The 16413-nt window shown below is 46.8% G+C and carries 14 protein-coding genes and 2 riboswitches; of the genes, 7 read left to right on the forward strand and 7 right to left on the reverse strand.

Annotated elements, in window-relative coordinates:
- Nucleotides 1–16: 16 nt before the first annotated feature.
- The 4 genes from BK126_RS15525 to thiM all read right to left on the reverse strand — a co-directional run bounded on the left by BK126_RS15525 (nucleotide 17) and on the right by thiM (nucleotide 3492).
- Nucleotides 17–832: a creatininase family protein gene (locus tag BK126_RS15525; protein WP_076313431.1), complete on the reverse strand. Its 816-nt coding sequence runs from the start codon at nucleotides 830–832 to the stop codon at nucleotides 17–19.
- A gap of 351 nt (nucleotides 833–1183) precedes the next feature.
- Nucleotides 1184–1837, reverse strand: coding sequence for a thiamine phosphate synthase (thiE, locus tag BK126_RS15530; RefSeq protein ID WP_076313432.1), 654 nt, complete (start codon nucleotides 1835–1837; stop codon nucleotides 1184–1186).
- Entirely contained in the window at nucleotides 1834–2646 is an 813-nt protein-coding gene (gene thiD, locus BK126_RS15535) for a bifunctional hydroxymethylpyrimidine kinase/phosphomethylpyrimidine kinase (protein WP_076313561.1), read from the reverse strand. The genes thiE and thiD overlap by 4 nt, the downstream gene beginning before the upstream one ends.
- Nucleotides 2647–2649: 3 nt before the next feature.
- Entirely contained in the window at nucleotides 2650–3492 is an 843-nt protein-coding gene (gene thiM, locus BK126_RS15540; protein ID WP_076313433.1) for a hydroxyethylthiazole kinase, read from the reverse strand.
- Between the two features lie 789 nt (nucleotides 3493–4281).
- On the opposite strand from thiM, the gene BK126_RS15545 reads away from it, so the two are divergent.
- The 4 genes from BK126_RS15545 to BK126_RS15560 all read left to right on the forward strand — a co-directional run bounded on the left by BK126_RS15545 (nucleotide 4282) and on the right by BK126_RS15560 (nucleotide 8007).
- Complete coding sequence (locus BK126_RS15545) at nucleotides 4282–6285, forward strand: endonuclease MutS2 (RefSeq protein ID WP_076313434.1); 2004 nt, start codon at nucleotides 4282–4284, stop codon at nucleotides 6283–6285.
- 206 nt (nucleotides 6286–6491) lie between these two features.
- Entirely contained in the window at nucleotides 6492–7106 is a 615-nt protein-coding gene (locus tag BK126_RS15550) for a hypothetical protein (protein ID WP_083655904.1), read from the forward strand.
- Between the two features lie 56 nt (nucleotides 7107–7162).
- Complete coding sequence (locus tag BK126_RS15555; RefSeq protein WP_076313435.1) at nucleotides 7163–7387, forward strand: cysteine-rich CWC family protein; 225 nt, start codon at nucleotides 7163–7165, stop codon at nucleotides 7385–7387.
- Nucleotides 7388–7494: 107 nt separating this feature from the next.
- On the forward strand, nucleotides 7495–8007 hold the full coding sequence (locus BK126_RS15560; protein WP_076313436.1) for a hypothetical protein: 513 nt from the start codon (nucleotides 7495–7497) through the stop codon (nucleotides 8005–8007).
- 181 nt (nucleotides 8008–8188) lie between these two features.
- On the opposite strand, the gene gcvH is transcribed toward BK126_RS15560, so the two are convergent.
- Nucleotides 8189–8581, reverse strand: coding sequence for a glycine cleavage system protein GcvH (gene gcvH / locus BK126_RS15565; RefSeq protein WP_076313437.1), 393 nt, complete (start codon nucleotides 8579–8581; stop codon nucleotides 8189–8191).
- 235 nt (nucleotides 8582–8816) lie between these two features.
- Nucleotides 8817–8959, forward strand: a riboswitch (glycine riboswitch).
- 1 nt (nucleotide 8960) lies between these two features.
- Nucleotides 8961–9088: riboswitch (glycine riboswitch) on the forward strand.
- Between the two features lie 165 nt (nucleotides 9089–9253).
- Between gcvH and gcvT the strand changes: the two genes are divergently transcribed.
- From gcvT to gcvPB, 3 genes are read left to right on the forward strand one after another with little or no spacing between them, the layout of a single operon-like run.
- Nucleotides 9254–10387, forward strand: coding sequence for a glycine cleavage system aminomethyltransferase GcvT (gene gcvT, locus BK126_RS15570; protein ID WP_076313563.1), 1134 nt, complete (start codon nucleotides 9254–9256; stop codon nucleotides 10385–10387).
- Complete coding sequence (gene gcvPA, locus BK126_RS15575) at nucleotides 10387–11739, forward strand: aminomethyl-transferring glycine dehydrogenase subunit GcvPA (RefSeq protein WP_076313438.1); 1353 nt, start codon at nucleotides 10387–10389, stop codon at nucleotides 11737–11739. The genes gcvT and gcvPA overlap by 1 nt, the downstream gene beginning before the upstream one ends.
- Nucleotides 11740–11786: 47 nt before the next feature.
- On the forward strand, nucleotides 11787–13271 hold the full coding sequence (gene gcvPB, locus BK126_RS15580) for an aminomethyl-transferring glycine dehydrogenase subunit GcvPB (RefSeq protein WP_076313564.1): 1485 nt from the start codon (nucleotides 11787–11789) through the stop codon (nucleotides 13269–13271).
- 136 nt (nucleotides 13272–13407) lie between these two features.
- On the opposite strand, the gene secA2 is transcribed toward gcvPB, so the two are convergent.
- On the reverse strand, nucleotides 13408–15696 hold the full coding sequence (gene secA2 / locus BK126_RS15585) for an accessory Sec system translocase SecA2 (RefSeq protein ID WP_076313439.1): 2289 nt from the start codon (nucleotides 15694–15696) through the stop codon (nucleotides 13408–13410).
- A 90-nt stretch (nucleotides 15697–15786) separates the two neighbouring features.
- The gene (locus tag BK126_RS15590) at nucleotides 15787–16317 is read right to left on the reverse strand and encodes a GNAT family N-acetyltransferase (protein WP_076313440.1); all 531 of its coding nucleotides are present in this window, start codon (nucleotides 16315–16317) and stop codon (nucleotides 15787–15789) included.
- Between the last annotated feature and the right edge of the window lie 96 nt (nucleotides 16318–16413).

The raw sequence follows: 16413 nt of genomic DNA on the forward strand, positions 1-16413 counted from the left end.
CGTTTCATCTCTCCCTTTAAACGGATTCCATTTTTACTTTCTTGTCGAACTGGAACTCAAGCATCAGTCTAAACAGCTCCGCTGCATTCCTGCCTGCTGATGACAATAGTGTGCGGCCCTTCTCCGCTGTAGCCAGCTGTGCATTTCCACAAACACCGGATTCCGATAAATCCTTCATCACCCATGCAAACCGTTTGTTGCTGAATTGAAGCTTCATTTCTGGAGTAACAGGCGGGTATTCATTGGGAAGCAAATCGCGATGCACCCAATCGTTATGGAGATGCATGATCATCGATGTTTCCGAATCACCTGCGTGAATTCCGTACATGCGTTCTTCAGGTGTGAGGAGCTCCTTATCGTTATCGAGCCCGCCTCCATCAAGCCTGAATACCATCATCCCTGTCTTCTCTCTAATATCTCTGGCAGCAAGGTTAAGCAGATCCGCATTTCCGCCGTGTGTATTAAATAATACGAGCCTGTCAAAGCCGGATCTGGCAAGGCTCTCTGCAATATCCATCAGCACAGCTAGCAGAGTCGTCGCTGATAATGTCACCGTGCCGCTCCACCCCGCATGCTCATTACTTTTTCCATAAGGGAGATGCGGCAATAGCCATATATTATCCTCTGGAGTCAGATGCTTGAATGCCTCCGTTAACAACCCTTCTCCAATCAGCGTGTCGGTATAAACAGGAAGATGCGGCCCGTGCTGTTCCATTGCACCGATTGGCAGGATCAGCATAGCTCCCGTCTTGGCGAGTTCACCGATCTCCGGCCCGGACAGTCTGGGGAGGAACAACTCGTTGTAAGCCATTCCTTGATAACGTGCGGTCATTCATATCCACCCCTCAGTTATGTATTGTTGTTAGAATCAAATGTAATGGGAGGAGGAGATGATGTAAACAAAATTTACGTCGTTTTGGTTTTTTATATAAAATGGCAACTTTATTTTGTGCCTCAAGCACTTAACCATGTTATTTCAATGTTAGGTTCAAGGGTAAATATACGAAAAATCAGAAGAAAAAGCTTAATATTGTTCGTTATTAAGGAGGGATTAGCAATAAAAGAGGTGTAAATTTGTTATGTAAAGTATGAATGTAATACAACCTTCGTTTTCATGCTTTGTAAATAAAAAAGAGAAGGATGACTGTTTCATGTCAGCTATCCTTCTCTTTTTTTCACATTGTTAAGCTTTAAAGTTATGTTGAAGCTGTCTCACACGGCCTGCAATATCCTCTGCATAGCTGATCGCGGAAATGACGGCTATCCCATCTGCTCCTGCAGCAAACACATCCTTGGCATTGTCGGCTGTAATTCCTCCGATGCCAACAATGGGAAGTGTGATATTCGCGTTCCGCATAGCCGTAATGATCTCCGGACCTTGCACGGCCTGTGCATCATCCTTTGATTTTGTTGGATAAATGGGGCCTACTCCGATATAATCGGCCCCTTGCGCATAAGCTCTCGCCGCTTCTTGAATAGTATGAGCCGATATGCCGAGGATTCGATCTCCAATTCTTTGTCTCACCAAATCCGCTTCCTCATCCTCCTGACCGACATGGACACCGTCCGCATCCACTTCCAGTGCCAGGTCAACGTCATCATTCACAATAAACGGTACTTTATGCTCTCTGCACAGCTTCTGCAAACGCCGGGCGAGTTCGATCCGCTCAGCGCCTTCAAGGCAGCCGGGCCCCTTCTCTCTGAATTGAAATAACGTCAACCCGCCGGTTAGTGCAGCCTGCAGCGTGTCTTCCGGTGCTTGCACACAATTTCTACTACCCATTACAAAATAGACCCGAAGCAGCTCCTTCATACGGACACTCGAAATCCGGCTCATACGCTCACTCCTTTTTGCCTGCGATAAGCCCAGTGATTCGTCGGACCCTGTCCTCCTCCGATGCCCAGTGCATCGGTAAGTGCAGCTTGGACAAAATCTCTGGCCGTCCTCGCCGCTGACAGGACGTCCTTTCCTTTTGCCAATTCTGCAGTAAGCGCCGCCGAGAAGGTACAGCCTGTTCCATGGGAATGAACCGTGTCTATTCTTGGCCCTGCAAGCTCCGTAAATCCTGTCCCATCGTATACCAGGTCCGTAACCGTATCGCTGCCTGCATCATGGCCACCTTTTACAATGACGTAGGCAGGACCATAATCATGTATTCGTTTAGCCGCCTTCTTGCGGTCTGCCAGCGAATGAATAGTGCACCCTGTCATCACCTCCGCCTCGGGAATGTTCGGTGTAACGACAAGTGCAAGCGGAAGAAGCTGCTGAACTAGCGCCGTCACTGCTTCCGACTGAAGCAAGGACGCACCGCCTTTTGCAATCATTACTGGATCAATAACCAGCTTATTTATCTGATAGCGCGCAGCCTTCCTTGCAACCTCTGCAATAATTTCGCTGCTGAATAACATCCCTGTCTTCACGGCATCTGGTCTCAGATCCGCAAAGACGGACTCGATCTGCTGAGCTACAAAGGGAACCGGCAAAGAATGCACGCCTTGTACGCCAAGGGTATTTTGGGCAGTAACTGAGGTGAGTGCCGACATACCGTAGACATCCAGCTCCTGAAAGGTTTTGATATCGGCTTGAATTCCAGCACCGCCTCCGCTGTCTGAGCCTGCAATGGTAAGCGCCTTAGGTATATTCATCAACTATGCCTCCTCCTGAATAAACAGCTCGTTCATGTCGGTAAATTCAACATACTTCTCAAATACAGACGGCTCAAGCTTGGACAGCTCATCCAAGAATGCAATCTGGAAGCTGCCGGTCCCCTTCTGCTCGGTCTTCTGCCCCGCGAGGCTTGCCGCCGCTCCATAAAACCCAAGACCTGCGGCTCCCGCTTCCAATACCGAGTCATGAACGGCAAGAAAAGCACCGATGACAGAGGTTAAGAGACAGCCTGTCCCTGTGACACGTGTAAGTAAAGGATGGCCGGATTTAATAATAAATCCTGTATCTCCATTCGTAATGACGTCTTCTGGACCAGATACGACGACGGTTGTTCCGAGTGTTCGGGCTGCACGCACCGCCATTTGTGCTCGATCTATGACCTCAGATTGACCCGCGTCTACACCTTTTACGGTCATCCCTTCCCCGATTAAATGGCTGATTTCTCCTGCATTGCCTCTAATGAGCGCGATCTCTACTTCCCGAAGAAGCCGAAGTGCCGCATCTGTCCGATAAGGTGTAGCTCCCGCTCCGACCGGATCCAAGAGAACAGGTACACCGTATACATTTGCCGCCTTGCCTGCTGCAATCATCGTATGGACTAGGTCTGTGGTAAGTGTCCCGATATTGAGCACCAGTGCACGGGCATGCTGAACCATATCAGCCACTTCCTCCTCCGCATAGGCCATGACCGGGGAAGCGCCAAGAGCTAGCAAGCCGTTCGCCGTAAAATTCGTAACGACCGTATTCGTTATGTTATGGATCAAGGGTTGTTCTTCGTGGATACGAGTGATAAGAGATGATAGTTCAAGTTCAACATTAGACATTGGGATCGAGTCCTTTCTTTTTGGAAGGTACACAGGAGCCGATCTTGGAACTGAGAGGGGTGTCGCAAAACTAAAAAAACGCATGCGAAAGCATGCGTCATCATCATGTTCGCTCCCTACGCTGGCATTATCCATGGCAGGTTCAACCGGTCAACAACAGATTAGTTGTACTCTCAGCTTGCTTCCGCAGGCTCCCGTATCTATATAATTATTAAAATTACTCGTGCCTCTTCATTGTATAGTACATCTTCCCAACATTCAATTTGTTGACTTTCGCTGCCGTGTAGCATATGATACGAAGTAACTCATCCAAAAAGGAGAGATTTTTGATGTCGGTGATCGTTCTTAACTAATCAAATTTCATACAGAGGCTTGATCTATTGCTTCATCGCCTGAAATTGCGATGTTTATTTTTTAATGCGCAATTACATGTGTATCCTATAGATGCCTCATGAAATCAGTTAAGAACAGCGGATAACTAAACTCTCTATGAACATGAGTGATGTACAATTGACTTGTGAACTCATCCGCGCTGTTTTTGCAGCGCGGTTTTTTTGTACCCGTAAAACCATCGATTTACAGAGATCTATGCTCTGTAGTAAACAAATTATGGATGGCGGGCACCATTCACAGGTTGATATTTATGGCTTGGCAGCATTCTTTGCCGATCCATAAGCTAACTCATGCATACAGACGTAAGAACGAACCCTACTGTTCGCTTCTTGCGTCTTTTTTTGTTTTATCCGCTTCAACGTCATTCATTAATACAAAAAAAAGGAGCAATAACCCATGAATCATCAAAGCATGCAAAGACTCGAATACAGTACTGTCAAAGAACAGCTGAAATCTTACGCGGTATCCTACCTTGGAGAACGGCAGATCGATTCACTAACCCCTATGACCCGTTTAACCCAGATTCGTCAGGCACTCGCTGAAACAGAGGAAGCACTGGGACTGATCCGGCACGGAGCAAGCGTCCCACTTCCTTCATTGTCAGGAATCGAAAATATTATGAATCTGCTAGGCACCGGCTATCTATTTACGGAACAGGATTTCATGCATCTCCTGCAATTTCTGCGAAGCTGCACCCAGCTTATGAAGTACATGCAGTCTAAGAGAGAGATTGCCCCGAATATAAGTGCCTATGCAGGCTCTATGTACACCCTGGATTCCCTCCGTGAAGAGGTGGAACGCTGTATTTACTTAGGCCGGATTACCGATCATGCCAGCAAAGAACTGCTCAAGACGAGAAAACAGGCTCAGGTCATCGAGGAACGGCTGAAAAAGAAGCTGGATACCCTTCTGTCCAAACACCGTTCTATTCTGCAGGACCAGCTCATAACAAAACGCGGGGACCGCTACTGCCTGCCTGTCCAGAAGGAATTCCGCAAGCAGATCAGAGGAACGGTTCACGGCGAATCCGCCAGTGGCCAAACGGTATTTATCGAGCCGGACGAGATCGCCAGTCTTCAGATGGAGCTCAGCCTGCATCGTGCAGCGGAACAGCGAGAGGAGATGAAGATACTCAGTGAATTGACGCGTTTAGCAGACCAAGCTGAATATGAGCTGCGTGTGAATACGGATACAGTAGGCATATACGACTTTTTGTTCGCCAAAGCACGGTATGCCCTCTCCTATCAGGGACGGTCGGTTCACCTCGTTGATCATGGGGTCATTCGATTAAGGTCCGCACGGCATCCGCTCGTGAACAATATGGTTCCGCTCGATTTCCACATTGGTGATGCATTCAAGTCCTTGATTATTACAGGTCCCAATACCGGCGGCAAAACCTTATGTCTTAAGACCATTGGGCTGCTAACACTCATGGCCCAGTCCGGTCTACTCGTTCCTGTCGGAGAAGACAGTCAGCTGAGCGTATTTGAGCAAGTCGCCGTCGATATCGGGGATGGTCAGAGCATTGAGCATCAGCTGAGCACGTTCTCTGCCCACATCAAGAACATTATCGAAATTCTAAAGATCGCGGACCCTTCCACGCTTATTCTTATTGACGAAATGGCGTCGGGTACAGATCCTGGGGAAGGAACCGGATTGTCTATCGCTCTGCTCGAAGAGATGCATAGAAGGCAGGCGACGGTCGTGGCAACGACTCATTTTTCGGAGATCAAAAATTTCGCAGCGTCGGCTGACGGATTTGAGAATGCCCGCATGGAATTTGATACAGAATCTTTGAAGCCGTTATATCGGCTGACGATCGGGGAAGCAGGGAACAGCTATGCTTATGCCATTGCCCTGAAGCTCGGGATTCCGCCTTATATCATTGAGCGTTCCAAACAGATCTCTGCCACATCATTGACAGCAATTGCAGATTCTTCAGGAGAACCGAAAGCCGCTGATAGCGAAGAGAAGCGTAACATCGTGTATCGCAATACAAATTCTCATGAACCAATACCAGACCATACAAAACGGGTAGATAACGATCGCCGAGAGTCACGAGCTGCCCATGCCAAAAGAGCTGAGCCAACTGATATGGAAACACAGCCGGCCCGGCCGCTGCAGATTGGGGACAGGGTACACATCCCTTATATGCAGGAAGGAGGAATTATTGTCGAAGCAGAGGATCCAAAAGGCAAGCTTACCGTACTTGTTCGAGGAAAAAAACTGAAAATTGCCAAGCAGCGAGTGAAGCTGCACATTGCAGGCGAAGAGCTGTATCCGGACGACTATGATTTTGACGTTGTATCCCAGACCAAGGAGAATCGAAAAAAACGAAAACAAATGTCCAAGAAGCATGTTCCGGGTCTCACCATTGAAATGCCAAGAGATGAGTCTTAAGTGTGCCATTGAATATGTGATATGATGCAAATGAATAAACAAAGATGGACGGGGAATGTCTCTTCCTCGTCCATCTTTAATATTTCCATAAAAAAATACTTTACTTCACAGTTAAGCACATATTATTATGGTCAAGCTGCTTTGTTCGGGTATTGCATATATTTACATATTACTGGGGGAAGAATATTCTGGAATTTCTAGCGTTCATGCTTTTTTCATCACTCGAGACATTTGCACTTTTCATCCTTATTATTATGTTATTCAAGATTAATCCTGCCCATTATGCCAAGCGAGCCCTATTTGTCCTTATGCTCGTTAATTTACAGAGCTACTTTCTGCAGAGTGAGCTGGATGTCGCTAATCTGGTGCCGGTTATTACCATTATCATTTTGACCCTATTCTTCACCGTTGTGGTAAAAATTCCTTTGCTGCCTTCGGCCTTCCGCACTATATTAGTGACAGTCCTGTACGGTGCTATCAAGAGTCTCTTATTGATCATCCTTTACGGAGATACAGATGTATTGGAGCAGAGTGTTCGCAGCGGTTATCTGTTACAAAGCTACAGCAGCGCTGTGCTGTTGATCATATCCTGGCTTATGTATAAATACAACTTCGGATTCAGCTATCCATATGATAAACTTAAGCTTAAATTTGAATATGCTATTGTTACTGCTCTAATGCTCATATTCTTGATTCTGATCTCTTACATCCTCTATATGAATCAGATCTGGCTTAATATTTTGTTTTTTGCCTTGAACCTAGCTTGCTTTTTGTTCTTTGAAATTCAAGAACGCAATTCAAGCAGATCACATTCATCATAGAATCTAACGCTTTGCATCCATAATCAACAATGACCCTATCATAAAGCAGGTGAAATATGTCTTCATCCTCTATTGAAATCAATCCGCTCCTCTGCCCTTTGTGCCACAAGTCTAATGAGTGTGCCTATGCAGCCGGGAAGCCTTACACGGAATGCTGGTGTATGAGTCGGTCTGTTCCACAGGAACTGCTGTCACGTATTCCGGACGAGCAGAGACGCAAGGCATGTGTGTGTGAAGCCTGTGTAATTGCGTTTCATGCCAGGGGAACGGATAAAGCCTGAACCCCTTGGCCTATCTGAAATTGCATTCAATGAATTATTTTGGTTACAACCTTTGTGGCAAGTAAACGTTATATTGAATATATACTTAAACTTTCTGGGAGGTTATCATGACGAAGACGCAAGTAATGAGAACACACTCACCATCTAAAGTCAAAAGTACTTATGTTACTGTCTCATCCATCCTTCTCGCCTCTGCGTTCATTCTGTGGCCCAATGTACCTTCTGCTATATCTCCATCTACAAGCATTTCGTCAGAGTCCGATCAATACAGCCCGCTTCAAATTACATTTCCGCTTGATAAATATGCTATGGTGATGAGCAGCGTTCCTGGATTCCCCATCGAAATAAGGGAAGAAAACACCTCATTTCCGCTAACCGTTACAGCTTCTTCAGGTAAATTACTGGTTATGGATGGTTCGCCGGGCACACAGGTGAGGTTATCAGGAACATCCCTTGAGGTGAAGCAGGCCAGCATCATTTATTGGTCCCCTCTTGCATCTCCACCCGTAAAAGAAACCACCATTACGGTAACGAGCCGAGCTCTTCGCTCGAATTCAGCTGCGGGGTCTGCTTCTGTCCACATCGTGCAAGATCATGATGGCTTCTACAAAATTAATTAACCCCATGAGATTCGTTCCACGAGAAACATTTTTTTCACAAATAATCTAAAACTAGGTTTAGTTATGACTATAGGTTATAAGACGACATCATATAAAAAGAGCTGACCTCCCCTATAAACAGGAAGATCAGCTCAAACAATTTAAATAATTTCGTCATATATTATAGAATCGAATCAAACTTCTACTCTTCAGTATGTGCACGATAAGCATCTGCATCCAGCAGTTTAGCAAGAGCAGCCTTGTAATCTCCACTCAGCTTCACTTCAATCATCCAGCCATCGCTATAAGGTGCAGCATTCACAAGCTCCGGCTCGTCTTGAAGCTTATCATTTACACTGATAATCGTTCCGCTAACTGGCGCAAACAAATCAGATACGGTCTTAACCGATTCAATCGTACCAATACTATCATCACTATTAATGTCCGTTCCTACTTCAGGCAGCTCCACAAACACAATATCTCCCAGCTGATGCTGAGCAAATTCAGTAATTCCAATACGTACCGTATCTCCTTCTAACGTTTGAACCCATTCATGCTCTTCACTATACAACAAACCGTTAATTACTTCGCTCATGATCTCGTCAGCCTCGCTTTTTCAAAAGTTAGAATTGTGTTTCTTCTCTGGTTCCTGCCCTTTTTCCACCCATAGCGTAAAACAATCCTTATCACAATGTCAAGATTGCTAACAAAAAATATGTTTTATGGATATACTCCTTGACTTTTCGGATTTAATCACGTATTAATGTAGTATAAGCGTTAGATTGAGCGGAAGAGTTCGCTATTTCCGAACATTCTAGCTCGTTAAGCGGTTGAACGTAAAGGGAGAGATTACCGCAGGATTCTTGTTCTGAGCTTCTGAGCAAGGGACATTTTCCGCATGGTAACGCCGAAGGAGTAAGCCCATTGATAAGCAAAGGGTGAATCTCTCAGGCAAAAGGACTTTTACCGGACGCGACTCTGGAGAGCATCCATAACCGTTCGCCTGCTTACTAGAAGCGAACGTTGTTAATAAAAGGATCACCCAAGGGGAAACTCGTGAGCATTGCATACGGGGTAACTCTCAGGTACCAAGGACAGAGCCTAAGAAGAACACATGCTTTATTTGCGTGTATTTTTCTTTGGCCTGTCCTTTTTCTTTTTCCAATCGCCCTTTTTCCCTTTTCCTATTATTTATCCTGATGATTATTCTTCTTCATTCCTTCTATTTAACTACAGCCGGAAGCCGGCTTTTGACGAGGTGAAAATTATGTCCCAATTATTGAGAACACCGCTTTTCCCTCTTTATGAACAATATCCAAATGTACGCTGTATCGATTTTGGAGGCTGGGAGCTCCCGGTTTCCTTCAGCGGTATCCAGAAAGAGCATGAGGCTGTTAGACAGCAGGCCGGATTATTCGATGTATCCCATATGGGCGAATTTCGAGTAGAAGGCGAGAATGCAGCCAACTTCCTGCAAGGAATGCTGACAAATGACATATCCCTGCTCGAAATTGGTCAGGCACAGTACACACTTATGTGCTATCCCACAGGTGGTGTAGTGGACGACTTGCTCGTGTATAAGCGCAGCGAGCATTTGTTCATGCTTGTAGTGAATGCATCCAATATTGATAAGGATTGGACATGGCTGCAAGAACATCTGCCTGCGAACGTACAGATGGTGAATGAATCGAATGCAACCGCTCTGCTGGCACTGCAGGGTCCAAAGGCAGAGGCTATATTATCTAAAGTGACAGATGTGAACCTTGCTGAACTTGGTTCTTTCCGTTTTGTCGACGGAGCAGAAGTGAGCGGAAGCACCGTTATTCTCTCACGCACAGGATATACCGGTGAGGACGGCTTCGAAATTTATGTCAGTGCCGATGACGCTCAGAAAGTATGGCTTGCACTTATGGCCGCTGGCGAAGATGAAGGATTGCTTCCTATCGGGCTTGGTGCGAGAGATACACTTCGATTTGAAGCTAAGCTTCCGTTATATGGACAGGAGCTCTCATCAACGATTACACCGCTCGAAGCCGGTCTAGGGATGTTCGTGAAGCTGGCAGCTGGTGACTTTATCGGTCGGGATGCACTGGTGAAGCAAAAAGAAGAAGGCCTGACCCGAAAGCTCGTCGGAATAGAGATTACAGACCGCGGTATTCCACGAGCTCATTATCCGGTCTTTGCTGACGAAGAACAAATCGGCGAGGTAACAACAGGTACCCAGTCGCCTACCCTGAAACGCAATCTGGGTCTTGCACTGCTGGATATCCGGTTTACAGAACCAGGCACCACGGTTGATGTCGAAATCCGGGGCAAACGCCTCAAGGCAGAAGTGATCAAAACCCCATTCTATAGAAGACCAAAACCTACAGCCCAAGCGGCAAAAGGAGCGAATTCGTAATGACAAATCGTTATCTTCCGATGACGGAACAAGATCAGGCGGAAATGCTGGCAGCAATCGGAGCTGAAACGATAGAGGATCTCTTCTCCGACATTCCTGAAGAAATCCGTTTTAAAGGCGAACTCCCTGTTTCATCCAAGCTGGACGAATATGCACTCACACGCCATATGACCCGTCTTGCCGGACGCAATGTGAACGCAGATACACATGCAAGCTTTCTCGGCGCAGGTATCTATGACCATCATGTACCTTCTGTCATTAACCATGTCATTTCCCGCTCCGAATTCTATACCGCTTATACGCCTTATCAGCCCGAGATCAGCCAAGGCGAGCTGCAGGCGATTTTTGAATTCCAATCCTATATTTGCGAGCTTACCGGAATGGCTGTCGCCAATGCGAGTATGTATGATGGAGCAACCGCTTTTGCAGAGGCGGGTAATCTGGCTGCAGCTGCAACGCGCCGGAAGAAGCTGGTCGTATCGAGCACCGTACATCCGGAATCCCGCCAGGTACTTGCGAGTTATGCACATGGTCTGAATCTTGAAATTGTAGAGATTGGTTATCAAAATGGTGTCACTGATATGGAAGCACTCGCTGCTGCAATCAGTGAGGATACGGCTGCGGTTATGATTCAAAGCCCGAACTTCTTCGGCAGTGTAGAAGATATCCAGGCTGCAGCTGACTTGATTCATCCCAATAAAGGACTTCTCATCGTCAGTGCGAATCCAATTTCACTCGGACTTCTGGAAGCACCGGGTAAGCTTGGTGCAGATATCGTTGTTGGTGATGCTCAGCCGCTAGGGATTGCAGGCTCCTATGGCGGTCCTACCTGTGGATATTTTGCTGTATCCCAGGCCCACATGCGCAGAATTCCTGGACGGATTGTCGGTCAAACGACGGATCGTTATGGCAGACGAGGCTTTGTACTGACTCTGCAGGCTCGTGAACAGCATATCCGCCGCGAAAAAGCGACCTCCAATATTTGTTCCAATCAGGCCCTGCTTGCACTAAGTGCATCAGTCTATATGTCGCTGCTCGGTAAACAAGGCATGCTTGATGTGTCGGAGCTTAATTTGCAGAAGAGTCATTATGCCAAGCAGACATTAGCTTCTATTGAAGGGGTAAGCACTCCTTTCACTTCACCGACGTTTAACGAATTTGTGATTAAGCTGCCGGACCATACGAGCATGGAAGATGTACAGAGCAAGCTGCTCGCTGCAGGATTTATCGGAGGATATGATTTGGGACGTGAATACCCGGAGCTAAGCGGTCATATGCTGATTGCCGTTACAGAACGCCGGAGCAAAGAAGAAATCGATGAATTCAAAGCGGTATTGGAGGGATTGCTGTGAGTAAGATTGAAGCAGAGAAACCACAGGTTCAGAACGAGACAGCAGAACTGGATTTTGCTAGAACAGCCGGATCAGAAGCTCCTGAGCAGAAGCTGATTTTTGAACTGAGCAAACCAGGTCGCGTCGCATACTCCTTGCCCGAGCTCGATGTCCCTCAGGTCAGTCAGGCTGAGCTCATTCCTTCTGGATTTTTGCGTAAGGAAGCAGCTGCACTGCCAGAAGTATATGAAGTGGATGTCGTTCGCCACTATACAAGCTTGTCCCGCCGTAACTTTGGTGTAGATAACGGCTTCTATCCGCTGGGCTCTTGTACGATGAAATACAATCCGAAGATTAACGAGGATGTTGCCCGTTATACCGGATTTGCCAAGATTCATCCTTATCAGCCGGAAGAAAGTGTACAGGGTGCACTAGAGCTGCTGTATCAGCTGCAATCTGACCTTGCAGGTCTTACTGGAATGGACGAAGTAACGCTTCAGCCGGCAGCCGGTGCACATGGTGAGTGGACAGGACTGATGATGATTCGCGCCTATCATGAGAGCCGCGGTGAAGTTCGTACCAAGGTCATCGTGCCTGACTCTTCCCATGGTACGAATCCGGCCAGTGCGACAGTGGCAGGCTTCGAGACGGTGACGATTCCTTCAACTGCTGAGGGGCTGGTCGATCTGGATGAGCTGCGTGCAGCCGTTGGTAATGATACAGCCGCACTCATGCTGACGAACCCGAATACACTCGGTCTGTTCGAGAAACAAATTGTGGAAATTGCCAAGATCGTGCATGATGCCGGCGGTCTTCTCTATTACGATGGAGCTAACTCTAACGCGATTATGGGTATTGCTCGTCCGGGGGATATGGGCTTTGACGTAGTCCACTTGAATCTGCATAAAACGATGAGTACTCCCCATGGCGGCGGCGGTCCGGGTGCTGGTCCGGTCGGCGTGAAGAAGCTGCTCGTGCCGTTCCTTCCGAAACCACACGTGAAACGTACAGAAGAGGGAACATTCTACTTGGATCGTGAAGAAGGACAATCCATCGGCCGTGTTAAAGCTTACTATGGTAACTTTGGTATTCTTGTCCGTGCGTATGCCTATATCCGTACCTATGGTCCAGTTGGACTGCGCCAAGTCTCCGAATATGCAGTGCTTAATGCCAACTACATGATGAAACGTCTTGAGCCCTATTACGAAGTTCCATATCCAGGTGTATGTAAGCATGAATTCGTTATGTCGGGCAAAGGCTTGAAGCAGTATGGTGTACGTACACTTGATGTTGCTAAACGCCTGCTAGATTTCGGCTATCATCCGCCAACGATCTACTTCCCACTGAACGTGGAAGAATGCATCATGATTGAACCGACAGAAACCGAAAGCAAAGAAACACTCGACGGCTTCATCGACACGATGATCCGCATTGCCAAGGAAGCCGAGGAGAATCCTGAGCTCGTGCTTAATGCTCCTTACGGGACACCGGTGACTCGTTTGGATGAAACGACAGCTGCACGTAAGCCTGTCCTTAACTGTGCTTGCAGCTAATTGGATTAGTAGTTTATTATCGGCTTGATCAAGTGAAACGTAAATCAAAATAAAAAAGAGGTGTCCCAAGCGTCATATTGACTAAGGGACACCTCTTTATTTTGCATAAAAAGAATTTAGCTTTAAGAAAGCTGCATCACAATTTTGGCAGCTTATGTACCGGCCACAATACCCTCCTTACAATCTTACGGATATAGTAAGCCATTATCGTCGTGGTGCTCCATGAGCTGCGCTTATTCTGACTGTATTGATCGTTCATAATATAAGTCCGAGTGGAAGTAGGACTCATTAGTCCGAACCTCTCCCATTCTGCTGGATCATTTGAACCTTCAAGTTTTATAAGCATATTCTCAGTCTCGCGATTTACTTTAGCCGGAATTTGTTCATATGCTTCGGAGATTTGGGCATGAAATTCGTCAATCGGATTACGGCTAGCAATACTCTCCAGGTGGATGCCTTCTCGAAGGTACGAAACGTATGACAGATGTTCAGCCCAAAACTGATCGATATAAAAAAGCCGAACTCGCTGTTCCGAAGAACTCATTGACTTCTCCCCTTTTAAAATTCGAAGCCTCTCCTCGAACAGAATTCGCCGCTGATCCTCCACCATATCCGAATATGAATTCAGTTCCTTTTGGATATCAAAGTTTTGCCCCATAATAACACGCTGGATATGTGTAATTTTGTTACGAAGCACAGGATCATCGAGAGCCTCATCCTGCCTTGGAACACGAATTGCTTTATCAATGCCGAACCGCAGCATCAACTCATCCTCCAAGCTTACGAAGAATACCGAACCTCCAGGGTCCCCTTGGCGGCCGGAACGTCCGCGCAGCTGGTCGTCGATCCGCACACTTTCGTGCACATGCGTACCAATCACGTACAATCCGCCTAGTTTAGCAACTTCTTCTGCTTGAGTAGGGTTACCCCCGCCGAGCCGAATATCGACGCCGCGTCCCGCCATATTCGTAGACACGGTCACCGCACCAATCTTTCCCGCTTTGGCGATAACATCAGCTTCCTCAGCGTCATTCTTCGCATTCAAAACATGACAAGGTACGTTTGCAGCAGCCAGCGCCTTCGCCAGCATGTCAGACTCCTCGACGCTTGACGTACCAATTAGAATTGGGCGTCCCTCCTTATGAACGGACGATATTTCATATACAAGTGCCTTAAGCTTGGCTTCTTTATGAGTATAAATTCGATGCGGCTGATCAATTCGAATGTTCGGACGGTTTGGCGGGATTTGTACAACCTGCAATGCATAAATATCTTCGAACTCCATGGCTGATGCATGCGCAGTAGCCGTCATTCCACAAATCTTAGGATATAGGCTAAGGAAGTGTTGGAGAGTGATCGTCCCGAGAATTTTCCCGCCGCCTAAGAGTTCGAGCTCTTCTTTGGCCCCAAGCGCAGCTTGCAGCCCGTCCGGCAGATGCCGGTTCTCCGCCACGCGACCGGTATATTCGTCGATCTGCTCAATTACACCGTCCCGGACGATGTAATCGACGTCTTTTACTAATAAATATTCTGCATGCAGCGCACAATTTAACGAAGATAACATATGACTATTATGGCTATCGTATAAATTGCCGCATCCGAGCAGCTCTTCCGCTTTCGCAGCGCCTGCTTCATTCAAATATACATTCCGCTTGAACTCATCGAAGTCATAATGCTCATCTTGCTCGAGCTGCCTGGCTACTTCTGTGAAACGAGTAACGTCTCTACTTAAAAAATCCGACTCTCCGGCAATGACTAGCGGTACCCTTGCTTCATCGAGAAGAAGCGAATCCGCTTCGTCAACGATGACATAGTGGAAAGAACGGTGCACAGTATTCGCCTCATCCAGTGCGATTGTGTCCCGCAAATAGTCAAATCCTGCCTCTTTAGCCGTAACGTAGGTAATATCCTGTGCGTATGCTTCCCGTTTCTCGGAGAAGCTCATGCCCGCTTGAACTGAGCTTACCGTTAACCCTAGAAGACGATAGATCGGTCCCATCCACACTGCATCCCGATTTGCCAAATAATCATTGAATGTCAGCACATGAACGCCTTTACCGGTTAATGCATTTAGATAAGCAGGCATAACAGCTGAAAGCGTCTTTCCTTCGCCGGTATGCTGCTCTATCAAATAGCCCTCATGCAGAGCGATTGCACCTATTATCTGGACATCGTAGGGCTGTAATCCAAGCGTTCTCTTCGCCGTCTCGCAGACTAGCGCATAAGCATCCACAAGCAGCTCGTCCAAAGGTATACCCAATTTTGCTTTCGTTCTCAACCTGAGTGATTCTACTTGAAGCTGCTGATCGTCCCATGTTTCCAAATTCCATTTCCTTATGAGTTCCACTTTATCCTGATAGCTTTTCAGCTTATTTTGGGTATCGCGGTTTTTGAATTCTCGCATCATCTTAATGGCTAAATTCATTGGGATTGGATCCTCCTCATATGATTAGCTATTCTATCGATAAGTATAATCATGCCTGCTGAAAATAGCAATTTTTTGGAATTTATGAACTCATATCTCCCACTCTTCGCGCAGCATCCCCATCCGGATGGAATCATAGTGCTTTCCATTATAGAATCTAACCTTACGGATACGTCCTTCAATCTGCATTCCCAGCTTCTCTGCGACCCGAATCATTCGGGTGTTCCCTGACCAAGTAGTTAATCCCACTCTAATAAGAGGCAAATGATTAAACAGATGGTCGATCCATAAGCTTAAGGCTCTGGTTCCCACCGACTTGTTCCAGCTGTTCGGCTGATGCAGCACAATCCCCATCTCCAGCCAATTCTTCTGCTCATCCTCATAATAGTAGGATACCATGCCGCATATCTCTTCATGCGCCGTGATGACCCAGCGATGATCGCATGCAATCCAGCTACCCTGCATCTCCGTGAACTCTTCCCAGCTCTTCGTATGATGAGCAAAGTAAGGGGCATCCCACTGCTTCCACTCCGGATTCTCGTCCTTGTAGATCAGCTCCCATAAACGTGGCAAATCTCCCTGTTCGATCGGTCGGATCGTAATTTCCTTATCTTTGTACATGGAATCTCCTTTATTATCATGATATCTATGTATTTCACAAATTATGTAAACCCTTCGTTTCATTCTATTTTAGAAGCAGAGCGATCACCAGGTATA

Source organism: Paenibacillus sp. FSL H7-0326 (assembly GCF_001955535.1).
Lineage (GTDB): Bacteria > Bacillota > Bacilli > Paenibacillales > Paenibacillaceae > Paenibacillus > Paenibacillus shunpengii.

What these genes read in the sequence shown, in the direction of transcription:
- BK126_RS15525 (WP_076313431.1), bottom strand. Translation starts at nt 832, where the DNA reads ATGACCGCACGTTATCAAGGAATGGCTTACAACGAGTTGTTCCTCCCC.
- thiE (WP_076313432.1), bottom strand. Translation starts at nt 1,837, where the DNA reads ATGAGCCGGATTTCGAGTGTCCGTATGAAGGAGCTGCTTCGGGTCTAT.
- thiD (WP_076313561.1), bottom strand. Translation starts at nt 2,646, where the DNA reads ATGAATATACCTAAGGCGCTTACCATTGCAGGCTCAGACAGCGGAGGC.
- thiM (WP_076313433.1), bottom strand. Translation starts at nt 3,492, where the DNA reads ATGTCTAATGTTGAACTTGAACTATCATCTCTTATCACTCGTATCCAC.
- BK126_RS15545 (WP_076313434.1), top strand. Translation starts at nt 4,282, where the DNA reads ATGAATCATCAAAGCATGCAAAGACTCGAATACAGTACTGTCAAAGAA.
- BK126_RS15550 (WP_083655904.1), top strand. Translation starts at nt 6,492, where the DNA reads ATGCTTTTTTCATCACTCGAGACATTTGCACTTTTCATCCTTATTATT.
- BK126_RS15555 (WP_076313435.1), top strand. Translation starts at nt 7,163, where the DNA reads ATGTCTTCATCCTCTATTGAAATCAATCCGCTCCTCTGCCCTTTGTGC.
- BK126_RS15560 (WP_076313436.1), top strand. Translation starts at nt 7,495, where the DNA reads ATGACGAAGACGCAAGTAATGAGAACACACTCACCATCTAAAGTCAAA.
- gcvH (WP_076313437.1), bottom strand. Translation starts at nt 8,581, where the DNA reads ATGAGCGAAGTAATTAACGGTTTGTTGTATAGTGAAGAGCATGAATGG.
- gcvT (WP_076313563.1), top strand. Translation starts at nt 9,254, where the DNA reads ATGTCCCAATTATTGAGAACACCGCTTTTCCCTCTTTATGAACAATAT.
- gcvPA (WP_076313438.1), top strand. Translation starts at nt 10,387, where the DNA reads ATGACAAATCGTTATCTTCCGATGACGGAACAAGATCAGGCGGAAATG.
- secA2 (WP_076313439.1), bottom strand. Translation starts at nt 15,696, where the DNA reads ATGAATTTAGCCATTAAGATGATGCGAGAATTCAAAAACCGCGATACC.
- BK126_RS15590 (WP_076313440.1), bottom strand. Translation starts at nt 16,317, where the DNA reads ATGTACAAAGATAAGGAAATTACGATCCGACCGATCGAACAGGGAGAT.